Raw genomic sequence first — 21199 nt, 5'->3', positions numbered from 1 at the left:
ACATCAAATGACGACGACAAAGGCCCGGTCGATGAATGACTCAAGTGCAGCAAACGATACCCCGGACTGGGGCGCCCTGCTAGCCCGCGTGGCCGAACACGATGACAAAGCAGCGTTTAGAGAGATCTACAAACACTTTGCACCACGTATAAAAGCCTATGCGATCAATCAAGGCTTTAGTCAGCATGCCGAAGTGTTGGTACAAGAGGTGATGACCAGTGTGTGGCGCAACGCCGGTAAATATTCCGAGGCGCTGGCCTCGGTGTCCACCTGGATTTTCACCATCACGCGCAACCAGCGTATCGATATGCTGCGCAAACTGAATCGCACCCGCGCGGAAGTGGTGATAGAAACTGAAGACTTGTGGCAGATCCCGACTGAGGACACCACCATTTGCTCGATTCAAAATTTATCGACGGAAAAGTTTGTAAAAAACGCCATCGATAAATTACCGGAAGAACAAATGATTGCACTGCGCAAAGTCTACTACGAAGGCAAAACCCACGAGGAAGTGGCAGAGGAATTGAAAATTCCTTTGGGGACAGTGAAAGGCCGCTTGCGCCTGTCGCTGCAGAAATTACGAGTAATGTTTGAGGCAAAAGAACTATGAGTGCTTATCATCCCGATGATATGACGTTAATGAATTACGCAGCGGGCAGCTTGAGTATTCCGCAAGCGCTGGCGGTGTCTATGCACCTCTGCTTTTGCCACGAATGTCGCGACTTGGTGAAAAATTTTAATCACTTGGGTGGCGCCCTGCTGGAAACCATCAAGCCCGCCAGCACCGAGGACGAGGCGTTTGACTCATTGATGGCATCGCTGGAACCGCACGATCACAGCGACACACCAAAAGTGAAAGTGGACATGGGTAGTGCCGAAAAAATTACCCAGCATTTCAACAACCCTTTGCTGCGTTACCTGCCGACATCCTTCGCGGATTTACCCTGGCAACGCCAAACCAAGGAAATTAGCAAGTTTGATTTAACCTCGCTGCTGAATGTAAAAGGTTTCCAAGTCGCCCTGCAAAAAATTAATGCAGGCGCCAAGGTTCCCACCCATACCCACAAGGGTTTTGAATACACAGTGATATTAAGTGGCGGCTTCTCCGATGAACTTGGTGTTTATCACGAAGGGGATTTTATTGCGCGCGACACCAGCCATAAACACAGCCCTACAGCGCTACAAAATGAAGATTGCATCTGCTTGACCGTATTAAATGCACCGCTGAAATTTACGGGTTGGCAACGCATATTTAATCCGTTTATGGCGTGGCATTAATCAACTTGCGCCACGTTTATGCCTGAGAAAAACTGACCGAGTTATCCCCGCTGCTGCGGGGATTTTTTTACCAGCAATTCGAGACAACGGCCGCAACGCGCAGTGCCATCTACCAACAAAATCGCAACCACCCCCGGCGCAACAAATATTTCCCTATGCCCTGTAGCGGACAGACAGCAAAAAAACCATCCAGTAGACTCCAAAGCAAGACTTGTGGCATATCACTGGCCACGAGCCGCTTTCGCTACAGGACGCTCGATGCTAGCCCCCAATACTATCCCTCCGGTCAATCGCCTGATTGCAGGCTTATTGCCCGCCGCGCGTGAACAAATATTACAAAGCTGCGAACTGGTGGAATTAACCGCTGGCACCATATTGTGCGAGCCAGATCAACCCTTTCGCTATGTGTATTTTCCGCTTACCAGTTTTATTAATCTGGTAACCACACTGCGCGATCACCAGCCACTGGAAATGGGATTAATTGGCTACGAAGGAATGCTCGGCGCCACCGTCGCACTCGGCATTAACAGCGCCCCCATGCGCGCCATGGTGCAAGGTTCAGGCACTGCACTGCGCATGACGGCAGAAAAATTACAGCAACATTTGCAAGGCAACGCCGCTCTCGCCAGCACCTTTAATCGCTATTTATACGTGCTTATGGCACAGCTCGCACAAACCGCCGCCTGCGCCCACTTTCACGCGATCGAACCCCGCTTAGCCCGCTGGCTACTCATGACCCACGACCGCGCCCACGCCGATTATTTTCACCTTACCCAGGAATTTCTCGCCAACATGCTCGGCGTGCGCCGCAGCGGAATTACTGTCGCCGCCGGTGCATTACAAGAGCGAAAATTAATTCAATATGCACGCGGGAAAATTAGCATTCTGGATCGAGTGGGATTGGAAGCAGTTGCGTGCGAGTGTTATGAAGCAGTGACTAAGGATTATGCGCGATTGTTTGAATGATTTTCTCTAGCTGTAAACAATAATCCCCGCAAGCGCGGGGATTTTTAATAGTGCCTTGTATCAATACAATCGTCTTGCACTAAAGCCACCAACTTTTGTATTAACCGTAACCTTATCATCATCAACATTTACACTTAGAATCATATTTTTCTCATGCTCACCAATCATCGCAAAAGAAGCTTCACCATATGAAGCAACATGACTTAATGATCTACGATCAAACACTCTTACAAATGGAGCAGCCTCTTTAGTAGACTTCCATACTAAACCAATTAAATACATATATCTTTCAGAACAAATTCCTTGATTTTTAGCGATTAGACTTGGCTCAAACACCACCTCTCTATTGTCCCAAACACTAAAACCATTTGCGTCGTCAAATTTATTTACATTACAAGAAATATTGCCAAAATCCCCCTCAATTGAAACTCTGTGGCTCTTCGTTTCTGCGCTGACATTCTTATCACGCCCCAAAACTCTTAATATGGCAGAGTCATAACCTTTCTCCACGCCATTCCTTGTGGCTAAAGGATAATAGAATCGAGAATGACTACGATTTAAAATCCTTAATTGTTGCCTAAAAAACTCCTTATTAGTTTTAACATTAAAGATTCTCACTAAGACCCCTGGGGGATTTTTAGTTATTTCCAATATAATCGACTCATCTTCAGACTTGGTACGAAGGGTGAGTGAACCACCTCCGAGCAGTGGCGCTGTTATCCATTGATAGCCGTCTTCGCGATAATTAACTATTTTTGGAATAAATAATTTTGGCGTATTTTCATCTCCTGACTTTAGCGCAGCATCAACTTTCAAAGTCACGATTTCATTCTTCAACTCCGGATTGCCACGAGGAAATTTAAAAGGTACCCCACTCATTTTCACTACAGGCAGCATCATGCCTTTGCTCAAATACATTTCCCGCTCTTGATCATTGGCAAGCTTTCGAACATTCAGGTAATTAACGCACAAAATTACATATACCAAAAGCAATATGGCTACACTCGTCACAACTCCGGCAACCACTGAAATTCTTAGATGGCGGGCAATTACTGCCGCCACTATGAAATACATAGCGGTCATCCAAAAGACAGCACCAAGCCCCCAACTAACAACGGCATCAATTACATCAGTCCCTTCATTAGCCGGAGCACCAGAAAATAATGGAAGAAGAGCAGCCAAACCTAACATTAACAATGAAGAAATCCATGGGGTTTTATGATGCAACAACCGAATAAAAGCTATCAGAAAAAATAGATTTGCATACACAGCCCATCCATTACAAAGCCACCCAAACGCCATGCCGAATACAAGAACATGCCAACCGAGAAAGTAGCTTTGCCCTTCAAACATGATTGCTGGAACAACTAACGAGGCGCACCAAAAGACAATTGCCAAGGTCGGAAATATTTTTGAATTGCTACTAATATTCATAAATTCAAATCCCTTTTTAATTTCATACAAAAACGCCCGCATCTTTCGAGGCGGGCGTTTTTTAGTTCAGCGCAGAGAAAAAATTACTCTTCAGTAACTTCCGCTGGTGCTGCACCTGACTCTTCAGCCAAAGCTTCTTTGATTGAGAGTTTGATACGGCCGCGCTGGTCTACGTCGAGGCATTTTACTTTTACGATTTGGCCTTCTTTCAAATAATCGCTCACGCTGTTTACGCGCTCGTCGGCGATTTGAGAGATGTGGACCAAACCGTCTTTGCCCGGCAAGAAGTTTACGAATGCGCCGAAATCTACGATGCGCACTACAGTGCCTTCGTAAATTGCACCGATTTCTGCTTCAGCAACAATACCCATTACACGCAAAATTGCTGCTTGTAATGCGTCGTTGTTGTCGGCGTAAATCTTAACGGTGCCGTCATCGTCGATATCAATTGAAGAACCAGTTTCTTCGGTGATTGCACGAATAGTCGCGCCGCCTTTACCGATGATGTCGCGGATCTTGTCCGGATGAATTTTGATGGTTTCAAAACGCGGTGCATTTTCGCTAACGACTGAACGCGAACTTGGCAGCACTTTGTTCATTTCACCGAGAATGTGTAAACGCGCGGCCAGAGCTTGCTCCAGGGCGATCTCCATAATCTCTTCGGTGATACCTTCGATTTTGATATCCATTTGCAGTGCAGTTACACCGCTGGTGGTACCGGCCACTTTAAAGTCCATATCGCCCAAATGATCTTCGTCGCCGAGGATGTCGGTCAATACCGCAAAGCCGTTAGCTTCTTTTACGAGGCCCATGGCAATACCGGCTACTGGTGCTTTGAGTGGAACACCGGCATCCATCAACGCCAGGCTCGCACCACATACAGAAGCCATTGAGCTTGAACCGTTAGATTCAGTAATTTCACTCACTACACGCAGGGTGTAAGGGAAATCAGATTCTTTTGGCAGTACCGAAGTGACACCGCGACGCGCCAAACGGCCGTGACCGATTTCACGACGACCAGTAGCGCCCATACGACCACATTCACCTACCGAGAACGGCGGGAAGTTGTAGTGCAGCATGAATGCGTCTTTTTTGGAGCCTTCGAGGAAGTCGATAATTTGTGCATCACGCGCGTTACCCAAGGTCGCTACTACGAGCGCTTGCGTCTCACCACGAGTGAACAATGCAGAACCGTGCGCTTTGCCCAACACGCCAACTTCAACTTGAATGGGGCGAACGGTTTTGTTGTCGCGACCATCGATACGTGGCTCGCCCGCTACAATGCGTGAACGCACTAAACGGTATTCAACCATGCCGAATTCGGCTTTCACTTCATCGGCAGTAAAACCAGTCGATTCTGTCGCCAATTCAGCAACCGCTTGATTGCGCAGCTCGCCCAGACGGTCGTAACGTTTTGCTTTATCGGTAATGCGGTAAGCCATACCGATTGAGTCGCCAAAACCTTTGAGCAACGCGTCAGTCAAACCCGCTTTAACGGCAACTGGCTGCCACTCCCAACGCGGTTTGCCCGCATCGCGCGCCAATTCCACACAAGCTTGTACTACAGCTTGCATTTCCTGGTGAGCGTAAAGAACGGCGCCGAGCATAATATCTTCTGGCAATTCTTTTGCTTCAGATTCCACCATCAACACGGCATCTTTAGTACCGGCAACCACCATGTCCAACTCGGAAGTTTCGAGTTGCTTGAAGCTTGGGTTGAGGATGTAACCCTCTTCCTGGGTGTAACCAACACGCGCGCCACCGATTGGGCCGTTGAATGGAATACCGGAGATAGCCAATGCGGCTGAGGTACCAATCATCGCCACGATATCGGGATCGTATTGCTTGTCAGTTGATACCACGGTGCAAACTACTTGCACTTCGTTGAGGAAACCTTCGGGGAACAATGGACGAATGGGACGATCGATCAAACGCGAAGTCAGGGTTTCTTTTTCAGAAGGACGGCCTTCACGCTTCAAATAACCGCCGGGGATACGGCCAGCGGCGTAGCTTTTTTCCTGGTAATGCACAGACAGTGGGAAGAAATCCTGGCCTGGTGATGCTTGTTTTGCACCAACAACGGTGCAAAGTACAGATACTTCACCCATAGTTGCCATCACTGCACCGGTTGCTTGACGCGCAATACGGCCAGTTTCGAGGGTTACGGTTTGGTTGCCGTATTGGAACTTTTTAATAATCGGATTCACTCTTTTATCCTTTGTTTTCACTAAAAATCATTTGCGTTAATTGTTACGCGTCTTAAGTTTGTTCTTTTCATTCAGCTCAATAAAAAATCATTAATCATGTGCATCCTGCCCGGGCGCTAATTTTTACTCTCACCAGCGCAATTCCCTAATCACTTTCTATTTTCAGAAACTAAAACTACAAAATAAAAGTGCCCGCAAAGCGGGCACTGGACAAACTTAACGGCGCAGACCTAATTTTTGAATCAGAGCAACGTAACGAGAAGAGTCCTTACCTTTCAGGTAGTCCAACAATTTACGACGGGCGTTTACCATGCGGATCAGGCCGCGACGTGAATGGTGGTCAGCCTTATGGCTAGCGAAGTGACCTTGCAGTTTGTTGATGTTGATAGTCAACAAAGCTACTTGAACTTCGGGCGAACCAGTATCGCCTTCTGCTTGTTGGTACTCTTTAACGATTGCAGCTTTTTCAGAAGCACTCAGTGCCATGATGTTTTCCTCAATTAATATGCAATTTAATTACAGCCCGCCCGTGCATATTTACAGGTGGGTTGTTGCGGTGATTATCCGGCGCTTATAAAGCGATGGATGTCAGTCGCGGCTTTTTATCGATTGGCAAATTGCCGTCTCGATAAATTCTTTTACCCCGCTCAATCCGTTTCCAACCTAGGTTTCGTTGGATGAGCGGTTGGCCAAAATTCGTTTAGGGGCTACACCACCTTCATCGGTGATACTGCCTAAACCGAGAAACGCGCGCGGCGATTGTTCGGTTTCTGCACAAAAGACGCGCACAATAGCACCTTGCTCGCCAAATCGATAGACCTTGGACACCATGACCGGGTTGCCCATACGGAAGTAATGGGCGCTATTGGCGGGTAAGTCTACGGCGGGCAAGCTGGCGACGGGTGCATCGGCGCTGAGCAAGTAGCTATCAAGCGCGGCATAAGCAGCTTCATCACCACTTGCTGCCTGCTCTTCATCGAAGCGAGCCTGCAATTCTTCCAATGTTACACACTGATCTTCATTAAATAGACCTGCGGCCGAGCGATGCAGGGTTTTGACATGGCCACCGCAGCCCAAAGCTTCACCGAGATCCACCGCAATGGAGCGAATATAGGTGCCCTTGGTACAGCGGATATCCAGCTCAACTTCGGCCTCTTCACCCGCGCGAAAAGCAAGAATATCAATGCTGTGAATCGTGACCGGACGCGGGGCACGCTCGACTTCAACCCCCTGACGCGCCATCTTATAAAGCGGCTGGCCATTGAGCTTCAATGCGGAATACATGGGTGGGACTTGCAAGATATCGCCAATCAGCGGTTTGAGCGCCGCCTCAACTTGCGGACGTGTAATCCCTGCTGTGGATTTTTGTTCGAGGATTTCACCGTCGGCATCGCAGGTATCGGTAGTCGCGCCCAGGCGAATACAGGTGCGATAGCCTTTATCAGCATCGAGCAAAAATTGCGAAAACTTGGTCGCCTCACCAAAACACAGAGGCAAAACACCGGTAGCAAGCGGGTCAAGCGCACCGGTATGACCGGCTTTCTCTACGAAAAACAAACGCTTGGCGCGCTGCAAGGCATGGTTGGAAGTCATGCCTGCCGGTTTGTGCAACAACAATACGCCATCGACTGGACGGCCTTTTCTACGTGCCATGAATAATTACTCGCCCTTAGTATCGTCGGGCGCTGCATCGCTGGCAGGCTCTTCATCGTGCTGGTGCAGACTGTCTTCTTTTAATGCCCGCTCGATTAAGGTGGACAGCGCCTGGCCTTTAACGGAGGTTTTGTCGTAAATAAATTGCAACTTGGGCACGGTGCGCATGCTCAATTCCCTGGCGATAAAGGTGCGCAAAAAACCGCTCGCCTTATTCAGAATCGAGGCTGCTGTGATGCTGTCTTTTTCGTCATCAACACCGACAAAGGTTACATAGACCTTGGCGTAAGCCATATCGCGGGTGACGGTGACTTCATTGATATTCACCATCCCGATACGCGGGTCGCGAATTTCGCTGCGAATTACCTGGGCCAGTATGCGCTGGATGGCATCGGAAACTCGGTCTGAACGGGTAAATTCTCTTGGCATGCGCCATTAACCTCTTAAAAATAACAAAGCCCCACTCCCATGACAGGAGTGGGGCGCGGGCCTTGCGCCGGGCTTAGAGCTGGCGCGCCACCTCTTTCACTTCGTAGACTTCGATCTGATCGCCGACTTTTACGTCGTAGTTCTTCACGCCGATACCACACTCAAAACCATTGCGCACTTCGGCAACATCGTCTTTGAAACGACGCAAGGATTCGAGTTCGCCGGTGAAGATCACCACGTTGTCGCGCAGTACACGGATCGGCTTGTTACGCGATACGGTACCCTCAATCACCATGCAACCAGCAACCTGGCCGAATTTCGGCGAATTGAACACTTCACGTACATTGGCGATACCAACAATGGTCTCAACACGCTCTGGATCAAGCATACCGCTCAGCGCTGCTTTCACTTCGTCCAGCAATTGGTAAATGATGCTGTAGTAGCGAATATCAACACCTTCAGACTCCGCCATGCGACGGGTAGTGCTGTCGGCGCGCACGTTAAAGCCAACAATGATGGCACCGGAGGTAATCGCCAGGTTCACATCATTTTCGGTAATGCCGCCGATACCGGAAGAGATAATGTTCACTTGTACTTCATCGTTACCAATGTCGTTGAGTGACGCCATGATCGCTTCGAGTGAACCGCGCACATCCGCTTTAACCACAACAGTCAGATTTTTCTTCTGACCCGCTTCCATATTGGAGAACATGTTCTCCAACTTGGATGCCTGGAAGCGTGCAAGCTTCTCTTTACGCTCTTTCTCGGCACGGAATTGGGCAACTTCACGGGCTTTACGCTCGTCAGTCAGCACCACAAAATCATCGCCAGCGCTTGGTGCGGTATCCAGACCCAGAATTTCAACCGGGGTAGACGGACCGGCTTCAGTCACTTGCTGGCCGCGTTCGTTACTCATCGCACGCACACGACCATAACTTTGACCAGCAAGGATCAAATCGCCCTGCTTCAAAGTACCTTGTTGCACAAGGATGGTGGCAACAGTACCGCGACCTTTATCGACACGCGCTTCAATCACCACACCTTTGGCCGCTGCACTTGGTACCGCATGCAATTCCAGCACTTCGGCTTGCAACGAGATAGCTTCAAGCAGCTCATCAATACCCTGGCCTGTGTGCGCCGACACTTGGATAAACTGGGTATCGCCACCGTAGTTTTCAGGGATAACACCCTTCACTACCAATTCATTAGTTACACGGTCCGGATCAGCAGAAGGCTTATCACACTTGTTGATGGCAACAACGATAGGCACACCGGCAGCGCGGGCGTGAAGAATCGCTTCTTCAGTCTGCGGCATAACACCGTCGTCCGCAGCCACTACCAGAATCACCACGTCAGTTGCCTTGGCACCACGGGCGCGCATTGCGGTAAACGCGGCGTGACCGGGAGTGTCGAGGAAGGTGATTTCGCCGCGTGAAGTCGATACACGGTAAGCACCGATATGCTGGGTGATGCCACCGGCTTCGCCCGCTGCCACTTTGGCTTCGCGGATGTAGTCGAGCAGCGAGGTTTTACCATGGTCAACGTGACCCATTACGGTAACTACCGGCGCGCGCTGTACCAGATCACCTTCGGTTTCGAGGGATTTTTCCAGTGCGTGTTCGATGTCGTTTTCGCTGACCAGAACCGCCTGATGCCCCATCTCTTCAACCAGCAACACCGCAGTGTCCTGATCGATCGATTCGTTCATCGAGGCCATCACGCCCATCTTCATCAGGCGCTTGATCACTTCACCCACTTTAACCGTGAGGCGCTGTGCCAGTTCTGATACCGCAATCGTTTCCGGCACATTCACTTCGTGCACAATTTTAGTGGTCGGCTTTTTAAAGGCGTGTTTGTTGTGCTTTTTATGGCTGGCGCGCAAATGACTGCGACGGGCTAATACATCACTGTCTTCACCATCATCAGCAACAAAATCAAGCAATTCCAATTTGGGGTTCTTTTTGGACGGCGCGCCCTTTTTAACAGCCTTGCCAGCACCACGTTTACTGCGCTCTGAATCATCATCGATATCATCCGCTTTGTGATGACTCTTTTTGTGACCATGGCCGTGACCGTGTTTGGTATCTTCTTTGTCGGCCGGTGGCGCAATAATCGCAACCGCTGGCTTGCCTTTGGCTGGGCCGCGCGCATCGGGACGAGCGGTTTTAGCAGGTGCTTGACCCGCTGATTTCTCCGCAGGCTTCTCGGTGCGAACCGGATTGCGCTTGGCTTCTTCGGCGGCGCGTTTTGCATCTTCTTTTGCTTTCAGTTCAGCTTGGCGTGCAGCTTCTTCCGCCTGGCGACGCTCAATAGCAGCGCGGCGTTTTTCTTCGATACCATCGGTAAATGAAATGCGATGGGAAGGTGCCTCCACTGCAACAGAGGCATCAGCCACTTCAGCGACAGCCGCTGGCTCAGGTTCGGGCACCACTACTGGCTCAGGCTCGGGCACAACTTCTGCCTGAACCACTACCGGCTCAGGAATAGCTTCAACTACTGCCGGCTCTTGCTCAGCTTCAGGGGTATCAAACGTTGCCGATTCAGCCACTTCATCCTCGCGCTTGATGTAAGTGCGCTTTTTACGCACTTCAACATTCACGGTTTTCTTTGCATTACCCGTACCGGTTTTAATGGTAGTGGTGATTTTGCGCTGCAAAGTGATTTTGGTTGGCTCACTGGCGGCCTCGCCATGACTGGTCTTCAAAAAAGTCAGCAAACGCTGCTTCTCATCGTCCGAAACTTTTGCGTCCGCATTCTTGTGATGCAAACCCGCTTCTTGCATTTGCTTGAGCAAACGCTCTACCGGTGCACCTATCGATTTGGCGAGTTCGTTAACGGTTACTTCTGCCATTGTTTTTCCTCAGGGATTGTTCGTTGCCTACAGGGTTTTGCTCACAGGAGTGGCTCACTCTTAGGCAAACCAGGGCTCGCGCGCTTTCATAATCAGTGCGGCGGCACGAGTCGCATCAACACCTTCTATATCCAATAAATCATCAATGGATTGCTCAGCCAAATCTTCCATAGTGACTATGCCGCGACTAGCCAAACTAATTGCCAGCGCCTCATCCATACCTTCCATACCCAACAGATCTTCTGCCGGTGCAACACCTTCGATACGCTCTTCCGATGCCAAGGCTTGTGTCAGCAAGGCATCTTTGGCGCGCGCACGCAATTCTTCGGCGATAGTTTCATCAAAACCGTCAATGGCGAGCATTTCTTCCAGCGGCACATAGGCAACTTCTTCGAGCGTAGTAAAACCTTCTTCGACCAATACACCAGCGATATCTTCATCCACATCCAACGCATTCATAAACATGCTGATGTAACTGCCCGATTCCGCTTCTTGCTTGGACTGCCATTCAGCAACGCTCATGACATTGATATTCCAGCCGGTCAATTCGCAGGCAAGACGCACGTTTTGACCACCGCGACCAATTGCCATTGCGAGGTTATCTTCATTGACAGCGAGATCCATTGAGCCAGCATCTTCATCAACCACAATGGATTCAATTTCGGCAGGTGACATAGCGTTGATAACAAATTGCGCCGGGTTATCGTCCCACAACACAATATCAACACGCTCGCCACCCAACTCGTTAGATACTGCTTGTACGCGCGAACCGCGCATACCGACACAAGCACCCACGGGATCAATACGACCATCGTTGGTTTTTACCGCAATTTTTGCGCGCAAACCGGGGTCGCGTGCCGCGCCTTTAATTTCAATCACTTCTTCAGCAATCTCAGGCACTTCGATTTTAAACAGCTCCACCAACATTTGCGGATTGGAGCGGCTCAACAACAATTGTGGCCCACGCGCTTCAGTGCGAACTTCCAGCAACAAGGCGCGGATACGATCGCCCATGCGGAAAATTTCACGACCAATCAATTGATCGCGCGGCAAAATACCTTCGGCGTTATTACCCAAATCGACAATAATGCTGTCGCGCGTAACTTTTTTCACAGTACCGCTAATCAACTCACCCATACGGTCGCGATATTCATCAACCATTTGCGCGCGCTCGGCTTCGCGAACTTTTTGCACAATAACTTGTTTGGCAGTTTGCGCTGCAATGCGACCAAATTCCGCATTTTCAATTTTTTCGCGATAGATATCGCCCACTTTAAGGCCGGCATCTTTATCGCGCGCTTCATCCAGATACAACTGGGTACCCAGTTCTGCCATTGCATCATCAGCAACAACTTCCCAAATACGATAAGTGTCGTAATCACCGGTAGTGCGATTAATAGCAACTTCGATAGTTGAGTCTTCATCAAAGCGTTTTTTGGTGGCAGTAGCGAGTGCAATTTCAATCGCCTGGAAAATTAATTCCTTATCAACACCCTTCTCATTTGATACCGCATCAGCGACCAGCAAAATTTCTTTGTTCATTGGTTTGCCTCTGTTAACTCCTCAAGCCAGTGAAGTGCGCACACCCACCAGATAAATGACGTTTTCCATCTCAATTCGCCGCAAAATGATTCTTGCAGCGATTTATTACAATTACTCTTTATCGTCGAGCAAATTATGCTGGCGCATTAGATCGTCGTAGCGCGGCTCAACATTCGCCTTGTCGATGGTATCGATAGACAATTGCACCTCTTTATTGTCGACCAATAAAAACACATCACCATTTTCCACTTTGGTCACAACACCTTTAAAGCGGCGACGCCCATCGCGGGCAATACGCATACGCACACTGATGGTTTCACCCACATAACGTACATACTGCGACTCTTTATAGAGTGGGCGATCCATTCCCGGCGATGAAACCTCCAGGGTGTACTCGCCATCAATGGGATCTTCAACATCAAACACACTGCTAATCTGGCGACTCACACGCTCGCAATCTTCCAGCGATACACCGTTAGGGCCATCAATAAAGATGCGCACAGTGGTGTAACGCCCCTGCGTCAAATACTCCAATCCCCACAGTTCACAGCCCAACGCCGTAGTAACCGGGATAATCATTTGCTCTAACAATTCTTGCTTGGATGCCATGCTTTAATCCGCAATAAACCAGGCCTGCAAAAGTAGCAGCCCAAAAAACAAAAATGGGCACAAGGCCCATTCGAACGATTACTTCATTCATCACCCAGGCCTGCGTGATGGGGCTTAGCCCAGAGACGACAAACACAAAAACAATAAATACAAAAAAGCCCCATAAAGGGGCTTCTCGACTTGAATCTGCTTTATAACAAAGCAAATTCAATACTTCTTGTTATTGGCGAGAAACGGGAGTCCCTTATCTCAACCTGTTTCTTGTCAAACAATCTAACAAGAAGCAAAGAATTTTGGTTGCGGGGGCAGGATTTGAACCTACGACCTTCGGGTTATGAGCCCGACGAGCTACCAAGCTGCTCCACCCCGCGACTGAAACTCACAATTGCTAACTGCTCAAGTGAGGCCGCGAATTATAGGGAGACCCCCATGTGCGGTCAAGAGATATTATAGCTAAATGTAAATAAAACCCGCATGCGCCGCTTTGTTGTGCAATCTGTTTAAAAAGCTAACAAAGACGCGTTACACAGTTTTATTTAACAAACTTCCCACGGTAGGACCAGCCTCAAACACACCAATTTCTAACAGGCGGCGGTTGATATCGATATTGCGCCGGGCAGTTTCGTTAAACAACTCCGCGCGCGCCTGGCGCTGATCCAACTGACGCTGTTCAGCCTCAAAGCGCTGCTGGTCAGCCTGTAGGCGCTGCTCTTCTTCGGCCAAACGCTCTTTTCTGGCCTCGGCTTCTTTTTCTGCTTCGGCGCGCTGAGCCTCAGTCTGCAGGGTATCCGTTTGACTGGATTCATCGACCGACGCAGCTGCTTGGGTATCACCCCGCGCTTCCGCAGTTTGCTGCTCGGATTCAATCGCCTGCTGCTGGCGCAATTCGACACGAGCCTGCTGCTCCATTTGTGCAGCTTGTGCGGCGACGCGTGCGTCCTGTGAGGAAGGCTCAGCCGGCGCATTGGCAGCACGGCGAATTTGCTGTGCTTTGCGCAGTGTCGCTTCAGGATCGCCGGGAATAGGACTGGTATCAATTTGCACTTCACCGCCGATGGCATAACTTACGCCATCGGGGCCGCGCTGATAGGTATAACTGGTACCGCGAGCATATTGACCGGCCACCGATGCATGAGCCTGCTCATGAGCGCGAACTTCGCGGTCACGCGCGGCCAATTCCTGAATCTGTTCACGCTCAGCTTTTAACTGTTCATCGCTGCTGGCGTTTCTTGATTGTGCTTCCTGAGCACCGCGTTCAACGCGGTCGCGCTCGACATCATCGTTAGGGCGCTCATCGGGAAAGCGACGATTGAGAGTACGCCCCGACTCTGCCAGCTGCTCTGCAGGGCGGAAACTGGACGATTTAAGATCTGTACTTTCCTGACTAACAGGTGCGCGCCCCACCGGCGCAAAGGGCGCTATGGTATTGGCGAAGCTAGAAGGAATACTACTGATCACTCAGATCACCTCACTCAGCATCTTTCCGGCACAAGCCTTTAGCACTAGGCCCTCACATCCAGCAATGTGCCAATCATTTCATCAGCCGCCTTAACCACTTTGGCCGAGCTATCAAATACCTGACTTTGAACTTTGAGATTCACCAGTGACGACGCGAGGTCTTGCGACTGGGAGTTAGCGGCGGGGGCATCCGCACGCTGGGTAGTACCCGCCTGCGCAATCTGCTGCGCCGACTGCAACATGGATGACTGGCTTTTTTGCATGCCAATCAACCCTTGGTTGACTACAGAACCTACGTCCATCCGCTTACCCTCTTAAATAATGGATGACAAGGAAGCCGCCTTGGACGCATCTTCCCCACTATTGAAGGTAAGTCTACGCCAAGAACGAATAAAAAACAGCCAGAATTGCCGCCTGAATTGGCATTTTTAAGATGAGTTGGATGTAAAAAACGAAACAATATAACCGTCAATTATTCTGCTGTTGCCAAAGAGCCCTGCTCAATCAAACCGAGTGATTGCTGATAGTTGGAGATAAAACGAGCCTGCTCAAACACACTTTGTGCGGTGAGCTGCAAACCGCTGCGCACCGGCAATTTTGCCGCTTGTAGTGCGCGACTACTCCAGGTATTGCAATTGCTAAACAGGCCGTAATCGCCGCTGGACTGATAAAAATGGCCGGTATCTGTTGCATAGGAAGGCAAGGAAATTATGTTGCCGGAGGCATCCAGCGCAAAGGACTTATCGAGGTAGCGAATCAACCGGCGAATCCCTTTATCACTAATGGCAATAGCTACGCGGGTATCAGGTGGAATTTGCCCAAAGGGCGATTGCGCATAGGTCAGCACCTGCAGCGCGGAATAATCCGAAGCCAGCAGCGCCTTGGTCGCCGCACCGAAGGATTTGCTTTTGCCGGTGAAATAATCGCCATCGCCCCAGCCGATGCGCACAAACTGCTGGCCGGCGGCCTCCGCCTGCAAATGTTGGCTGTAACGGGAAACGGTGGCGGCATCCAGCATAATGCTGGTGTGCCATTCGCGATAAATAAAATAGAGTGTGTGCTCAGTATTGGCGATAGGAATTTTTTGTTTGTTGGGCATACTGCTGCAGGCCGATAAAACCGGCAGCAACAATAAACAAAACAACATTCGCACTGAGTGGCTCATCATTATCCAGTTAGCGTTTGAGCGACAATTAATTGCTAAATAAATGCGCGACAGATTCAGTGTGCAATGCCACCGCCACTGCCTCGGGCTGTGCCGCATCCAACCAGGGTACAACTCCCAAACAGGGGGCGGGAATACGCGCGGCCAAACTTTGGATATTTTCCTGCAGTACCGGCATATCTGCATCCACACAATTGGCGACCCAACCGGCGAGGGTTAAACCGTCGTTGCGAATCGCCTCCACGGTGAGCAACGCGTGATTGATACAGCCCAAACGCACACCCACCACCAGAATAACCGGCAGACGCAAAATGCGCGCAAGGTCAGCCATGGTTTCGCTTGGATTTAAGGGTACACGCCAGCCGCCTGCACCCTCAATAAGCGTGACATTAGCCTGATTTAAACTACCACGACAAAAGCCCGCCAAACGATCCGCCGAGAGCACACGCTTTTCCTGTTGCGCAGCAATATGGGGCGCTATAGCGGCTTCCAATGCAATCGGATTAATTTGTTCGTAGACCATGGTCTCGGTGATAACGGATTGCAGTAAAAGTGCATCCGCATTGCGCAAACCACTGTCAGTTTTTTCACAGCCCGCCGCAACCGGTTTTAACGCGGCAGTGGTCAGCCCGAGATTTTTTGCCGCAACTAATAAACCAGCCGCGACCAATGTTTTACCCACATTGGTATCAGTACCGGCGATAAAAAATACTTTTTTAGCCATGGGATTTGCCTGCGCTCGATTGGATAGCGGATAAATAAATAACATCGTAACTGGCGGGCAAACCCTGCGAAGTACGAAACTGTTCGTAAGCATTTTTAAAGGCTAATAACCGTGCACGACTGGTAAGCCCTTCTGGTTTACCGCTATTAATATTGTGCGCGCCGAGCGCTTTTAGCTCACGAGTTAAATCTGCCACACGCGCAAAATAAAGTACCCGCTCTTGTGCCTGCAACTGTTCCAATTGCAAGCCGCCCTGCGCTAGCGCTGCGGTTAATTCACCAACCGGCTGAAAGCGATTAACGTGCACATAATTATCCACTGTTTGCCAAGCTGCTTTTAATTCATGCAGCGTAGCGGGGCCAAGTGTAGCGATATGGACGCGACCACCCGGCTTTAATACCCGCTGCAATTCCGCCATTAACTGCGACAGATTATTGCACCACTGGATCGCCAGGCTGGAAAAAATGACATCAACACTGTTATTGGCCAGTGGCAAATTTTCCGCATCGCCACACAGCCAGTGAATTGCATCGGGCAGAGTATTGCGCGCAAAGTGCAACATGCCCTCCGCCAGATCCAAACCAATCACTTGCGCCTGTGGGTAGCACTGGGCGAGCAGGGCGGTAAAAAAACCGGTACCGGAACCCACATCCAGAATGCGGGCATTAGCAGGCAAATTCTCTGGCAACTGTAGAAAAAGTTCAGCGCCCACATCGCGCTGTAATTGCGCGACTGAATCATAAGTTGCAGCGGCGCGGCCGAAAGAGTGGGCGATCTTTTTTTTATCTAACAGCGTCGATGTTTTTACTTGCGAAAATTGCGGCAATAAAAAATCAGTCACCGCACCAATCACCGCTTGAGGGCGACTCCAATGCAGTGCGTGGGCGGTATTTTCTAGCACCACAATCTGCTGCTGCGAATTCAATTCCACCATCGTTTTTGCGGCAGACACTGGAACTAACGCATCGTTTTCGGCGAGCAGATGCAACCCCGGCACGGTTAATTGCGCAAATGCAGCGCGATTATCCAGCTGCGCTAATAGCTCCAGCGCTTCTAGCCAATTCGGATTTATTTCGCCGGTTTCAGTGCGGCGCAATTGTTTGAGTAATGCGCGTTCGTGCTCATCGCCCTGCGCTAACAAACCACCAAATACTTTTAAACTTGCCTGCGGATCTTGCGCAAAGCTGTTATTGAAATTGTTATTTATCGCAGGCGGCATCGCTGATCGGTAATCGGCCGTCGCGACAAATTTAAGATTGGCCGCGAGCGAAATAACGCCGCTTATTTTTTGCGGGTAACGCACCGCCAATTGCACCGCTAGCATTCCGCCCAACGACCAACCCATAACAACTGAATTTTGTGGTAGTTGTGCAGCAATTTTATCGAGCACTGCATCCAACGAAAATTCCGGCAATACCGGACTTGCGCCGAAACCGGGCAAATCAATCAAGGTAACAGTGGCGATATTTTGCAGTGCGGGCATTAGCGGCTGCCAGGTGCGGCTGTCGCAGCCCCAGCCGTGAATTAATACCAGGTTACTCATGCGCCGCCTCGCCCCCAATTCCCCGCATGATTTCTGCCAGCGCTGTTAATAGTTGATCCACCTGCGCAATACTGTGCTCCGCCGAAAAAGTAATACGCAAGCGCGAGCTACCAACAGCCACTGTCGGCGGGCGAATCGCAATAATTAAAATGCCGCGCTCCGCGAGTTTTTGCGATATCAATAACGCATTTGCTTCATCACCGATAACAATTGGCTGAATGGGCGAGAAGGAATCCATTAATTGCAAATTCAGTGCTTGCGCGCCCGCACGAAAATGCGCAATTAATTTATTAAGATGCTCACGGCGCCAGTGCTCGGTTTGAATTAAACGCAAACTCGCACGCGTGGCGGCAGCAACTGCTGGCGGCATAGCCGTGGTGTAAATATAGGGGCGCGCAAATTGGATCAGGCTTTCAACTAGCGTTTCGCTGCCTGCGATAAAAGCGCCAAAACTGCCCGCCGCTTTGCCGAGTGTACCCATTAAAATCGGCACATCATTTTGTGTTAAACCAAAATGTTCACAGCTGCCCGCACCAGTTTTTCCCAAGCAGCCAAAACCGTGGGCATCATCCACCATCAACCAAGCATTATTTTTTTTTGCGACTACAGCGAGTTCCGGCAGTGGCGCACAATCGCCGTCCATACTGAATACGCCATCAACCACAATTAATTTTCGCTGCGCGTCGGTTTTATCCAGACGATTTTGCAAATTCTGCAGATCATTGTGCAAAAATCGCTGGAAGCGCGCGCCGCTTAATAAACCCGCATCCAATAAACTGGCGTGATTTAACCGATCCTCAAAGACTGCATCGCCCTGCCCGACCAGCGCGGTAATGGCGCCCATATTGGCCATGTAGCCGGTGGAAAATAACAGTGCGCGTTCGCGCCCGGTAAATGCGGCCAGCTCTTCTTCCAATGCGTGATGTTCGCTCGAATGCCCCGCCACCAAATGCGATGCGCCGCTGCCCACGCCGAATTTTGCTGCCGATTTTTGCAGTGCAGAAATCACCTCCGGGTGATTGGCCAGCCCTAAATAATCGTTACTGCAAAACGCGAGGTAACTTTTGCCATCAACAACCACTTGTGGCGTTTGCGGTGACTGCAATAATTTGCGCGTGCGATACAAATGCGCCGCACGGCGTTCAGCAAGGGCAGGAGCGAGAGTTTGATCGAGATGAGAAGACATGAATGCAGTACATGTAGGGCGGCTTAGCGCAGCAAGCCGCCATTGAGAGAAGACAAAATGCGAACTATTTTGCGGCGTTATAAAACATCGAATCCAGTGCGGTTTCTTGCAGTTTATTGACTATCGCCGCTTCCTGTTCGCTTTCATCTTCATGCACTTCGTAAGCTTCGGGTTTGATGCCGAGCTTTTTAAACAGCTGCATGTCTTTGTTGGCTTCGGGGTTGGGTGTAGTCAGTAATTTTTCGCCGTAGAAAATCGAGTTGGCGCCCGCAAGGAATGCCATAGCCTGCGTCTGCTCGTTCATTTGTTCGCGACCGGCAGATAAACGCACGTGGGATTGCGGCATAAGAATACGCGCGACGGCGATGGTGCGAATGAAATCGAGCGGATCGAGATCGGCTTCGTTTTCCAGCGGGGTGCCACCCACTTTCACCAACATATTAATTGGCACGGATTCTGGGTGATCGGCCATATTCGCCAGCTGTTGCAACAAACCTGCACGATCACTTTCCTCTTCGCCCATACCGACAATACCGCCACAGCAGACTTTCATGCCCGCCTTACGCACATTGGCGAGTGTTTCCAAGCGGTCTTGATAGGTGCGGGTGGTGATAATTTCGCCGTAGTATTCAGGCGAGGTATCAAGGTTGTGGTTGTAGTAGTCCAGACCAGCATCGGCCAGTTCCTGCGCCTGATCCTGATCGAGCATACCCAGGGTCATACAAGTTTCCAGACCCAGTTCTTTAACGCCTTTCACCATGGTAGTCACGTAGGGCATGTCTTTGTTCTTGGGTGAACGCCACGCCGCACCCATACAAAAGCGGGTCGCACCTGAGGCTTTGGCGGCCTTGGCTTCTTCGATTACCTTTTCCACTGCCATCAATTTTTCGCGCTCAAGGCCGGTGTCGTAACGGGCTGATTGCGGGCAGTAGGCGCAATCTTCGGGGCAGGCGCCGGTTTTGATCGAACAGAGCGTACTGACTTGCACCTCATTGGGGTTGAAGTAGGCGCGATGTACACTTTGCGCCTGAAACATCAGGTCGCTAAAGGGCAGTTCAAACAGGGCGAGAATTTCGGCGCGTGTCCAGTCGTGGCGAATGGTGGGGGCAAAGCTGGCGTTCATAAGAGGGCGTCCATAGGTTCAGGAAACAGATAACGCATCTTAGCGGAGAGGTAAAAGCTGTCAACCAAAAAAACTTTTTTGGTTTACTAATCATTTTTGACAAAGGCAAAACCACTATCGACAATGAGCCGCTCGGGCGCTCGACTCACACACAATACAAGGACCCTGTATGTGGCACTTGCTTAAAAATGGCTTCCAACGATTATTGCCCCAGCCGTGCCTGCTCTGCGGCCAAACCAATAAAGACAGTATCTGCAGCGAATGTGAGCGGTCACTACCACGTTTGGATCAACACCGCTGGTGCTGCGCACAGTGCAGTATTCCACTGGCTAGCGATGCGCCCTTGTGCGGTCACTGCGTGCGCCAACCACCGGCGTTTAGCCAATGCTGTATTCCTTACGAATACAGCCATCCACTCGACTTTTTGATCCATCAATTCAAATACCGGCGCCAGCTAAGCAGCGGCAAACAACTCGCTCAGCTCTTACTGCACCACTGCCAGCAAGTAACACGACCGGATTTTGTGGTGCCGGTGCCCATGCATTGGCGCAAGCGCTGGCAGCGCGGATTTAATCAAAGTGAACTACTGGCCTACCCCATCGCCCAAGGATTAAAGCTGCCACTGGTAAATGCATTACAGCGCCAACAGCATGGCCACTCGCAAAAAGGTCTTAGCCGACGCGAGCGGCAGGGCAATTTACGTCGCGCCTTTGAGATCACCCCCAAATATCGACCGCTGTTAAAAGGTGCACATGTGGCGCTGATCGATGACGTGGTAACCACCACGGCAACGGCGCGCTGTTTAAGCGAGCTGCTGATCAAAGCGGGCGCGGCGCGGGTGGATGTCTGGGCGCTGGCGCGCACGCCCGATCACTAAACCGATGAACCCTGCAGCGCGGGGTTACGTAAATCACTGCGCATACGTAAAGCAGGGATAAATCCTGCGCTATACACCTACCGGGGGTGATAGATTGTCGCTACTATTCGTCATAGCTTCATTTTCACCTAATGCCCTCCATGAGTGCATTATC

Annotated in this window: 19 protein-coding genes and 1 tRNA gene; 4 read left to right on the top strand and 16 right to left on the bottom strand. The window is 50.3% G+C overall.

Annotated features, from left to right (window positions below; genetic code table 11):
- The first annotated feature begins 31 nt into the window (after nt 1-31).
- The 3 genes from D0B88_RS06555 (at nt 32) to D0B88_RS06545 (ending at nt 2244) form a co-directional block, all read left to right on the top strand.
- Nucleotides 32-610 (top strand): sigma-70 family RNA polymerase sigma factor, encoded by a 579-nt coding sequence (locus D0B88_RS06555; protein ID WP_007645193.1) that lies wholly within the window; start codon nt 32-34, stop codon nt 608-610.
- On the top strand, nt 607-1278 hold the full coding sequence (locus D0B88_RS06550) for a ChrR family anti-sigma-E factor (protein ID WP_151056005.1): 672 nt from the start codon (nt 607-609) through the stop codon (nt 1276-1278). Before D0B88_RS06555 ends, D0B88_RS06550 begins: the two co-directional genes overlap by 4 nt.
- Before the next feature lie 258 nt (nt 1279-1536).
- Nucleotides 1537-2244 carry a Crp/Fnr family transcriptional regulator gene (locus D0B88_RS06545; protein WP_151056003.1) on the top strand — a complete coding sequence of 236 codons (708 nt, stop codon included), beginning with the start codon at nt 1537-1539 and terminating at the stop codon, nt 2242-2244.
- A gap of 60 nt (nt 2245-2304) precedes the next feature.
- Here D0B88_RS06545 and D0B88_RS06540 read toward each other — a convergent pair whose 3' ends face one another.
- From D0B88_RS06540 to bioB, 16 genes are all read right to left on the bottom strand, one after another.
- Nucleotides 2305-3678: a hypothetical protein gene (locus tag D0B88_RS06540; protein ID WP_151056001.1), complete on the bottom strand. Its 1374-nt coding sequence runs from the start codon at nt 3676-3678 to the stop codon at nt 2305-2307.
- Between the two features lie 83 nt (nt 3679-3761).
- Nucleotides 3762-5885 (bottom strand): polyribonucleotide nucleotidyltransferase, encoded by a 2124-nt coding sequence (gene pnp, locus D0B88_RS06535; protein WP_151055998.1) that lies wholly within the window; start codon nt 5883-5885, stop codon nt 3762-3764.
- A 216-nt stretch (nt 5886-6101) separates the two neighbouring features.
- Entirely contained in the window at nt 6102-6371 is a 270-nt protein-coding gene (gene rpsO, locus D0B88_RS06530; protein ID WP_007645205.1) for a 30S ribosomal protein S15, read from the bottom strand.
- 177 nt (nt 6372-6548) lie between these two features.
- Nucleotides 6549-7538 (bottom strand): tRNA pseudouridine(55) synthase TruB, encoded by a 990-nt coding sequence (gene truB, locus D0B88_RS06525; RefSeq protein ID WP_151055996.1) that lies wholly within the window; start codon nt 7536-7538, stop codon nt 6549-6551.
- Nucleotides 7539-7544: 6 nt separating this feature from the next.
- Nucleotides 7545-7967 (bottom strand): 30S ribosome-binding factor RbfA, encoded by a 423-nt coding sequence (gene rbfA / locus D0B88_RS06520; protein ID WP_007645216.1) that lies wholly within the window; start codon nt 7965-7967, stop codon nt 7545-7547.
- 73 nt (nt 7968-8040) lie between these two features.
- Complete coding sequence (infB, locus tag D0B88_RS06515; RefSeq protein WP_151055994.1) at nt 8041-10818, bottom strand: translation initiation factor IF-2; 2778 nt, start codon at nt 10816-10818, stop codon at nt 8041-8043.
- 60 nt (nt 10819-10878) lie between these two features.
- Entirely contained in the window at nt 10879-12360 is a 1482-nt protein-coding gene (gene nusA, locus D0B88_RS06510) for a transcription termination factor NusA (protein WP_007645220.1), read from the bottom strand.
- Between the two features lie 111 nt (nt 12361-12471).
- Entirely contained in the window at nt 12472-12969 is a 498-nt protein-coding gene (gene rimP, locus D0B88_RS06505; protein ID WP_151055992.1) for a ribosome maturation factor RimP, read from the bottom strand.
- A gap of 294 nt (nt 12970-13263) precedes the next feature.
- A tRNA-Met gene (locus D0B88_RS06500) sits at nt 13264-13340 on the bottom strand.
- Between the two features lie 151 nt (nt 13341-13491).
- Nucleotides 13492-14427: a putative metalloprotease CJM1_0395 family protein gene (locus D0B88_RS06495; RefSeq protein WP_151055990.1), complete on the bottom strand. Its 936-nt coding sequence runs from the start codon at nt 14425-14427 to the stop codon at nt 13492-13494.
- A 44-nt stretch (nt 14428-14471) separates the two neighbouring features.
- Nucleotides 14472-14729, bottom strand: a complete 258-nt coding sequence (locus D0B88_RS06490; RefSeq protein ID WP_151055988.1) for a hypothetical protein — start codon at nt 14727-14729, stop codon at nt 14472-14474.
- Nucleotides 14730-14899: 170 nt separating this feature from the next.
- Complete coding sequence (locus tag D0B88_RS06485) at nt 14900-15574, bottom strand: DUF2459 domain-containing protein (protein WP_225318636.1); 675 nt, start codon at nt 15572-15574, stop codon at nt 14900-14902.
- A 46-nt stretch (nt 15575-15620) separates the two neighbouring features.
- Nucleotides 15621-16316: a dethiobiotin synthase gene (bioD, locus tag D0B88_RS06480; protein WP_151055986.1), complete on the bottom strand. Its 696-nt coding sequence runs from the start codon at nt 16314-16316 to the stop codon at nt 15621-15623.
- Nucleotides 16309-17859: a malonyl-ACP O-methyltransferase BioC gene (gene bioC, locus D0B88_RS06475; protein ID WP_151055984.1), complete on the bottom strand. Its 1551-nt coding sequence runs from the start codon at nt 17857-17859 to the stop codon at nt 16309-16311. Before bioC ends, bioD begins: the two co-directional genes overlap by 8 nt.
- Complete coding sequence (bioF, locus tag D0B88_RS06470; RefSeq protein ID WP_151055982.1) at nt 17852-19045, bottom strand: 8-amino-7-oxononanoate synthase; 1194 nt, start codon at nt 19043-19045, stop codon at nt 17852-17854. Before bioF ends, bioC begins: the two co-directional genes overlap by 8 nt.
- A gap of 64 nt (nt 19046-19109) precedes the next feature.
- Entirely contained in the window at nt 19110-20168 is a 1059-nt protein-coding gene (gene bioB, locus D0B88_RS06465) for a biotin synthase BioB (RefSeq protein WP_151055980.1), read from the bottom strand.
- Between the two features lie 169 nt (nt 20169-20337).
- Here bioB and D0B88_RS06460 point away from each other — a divergent pair, with 169 nt between their 5' ends.
- Complete coding sequence (locus tag D0B88_RS06460) at nt 20338-21045, top strand: ComF family protein (RefSeq protein WP_225318564.1); 708 nt, start codon at nt 20338-20340, stop codon at nt 21043-21045.
- Nucleotides 21046-21199: the final 154 nt, after the last annotated feature.

Source organism: Cellvibrio sp. KY-YJ-3 (genome assembly GCF_008806955.1).
Classification (GTDB): Bacteria; Pseudomonadota; Gammaproteobacteria; order Pseudomonadales; family Cellvibrionaceae; genus Cellvibrio.
The sequence above is the reverse complement of the archived record's forward strand: the minus strand, read 5'-3'. Positions and strand labels throughout refer to the sequence as shown.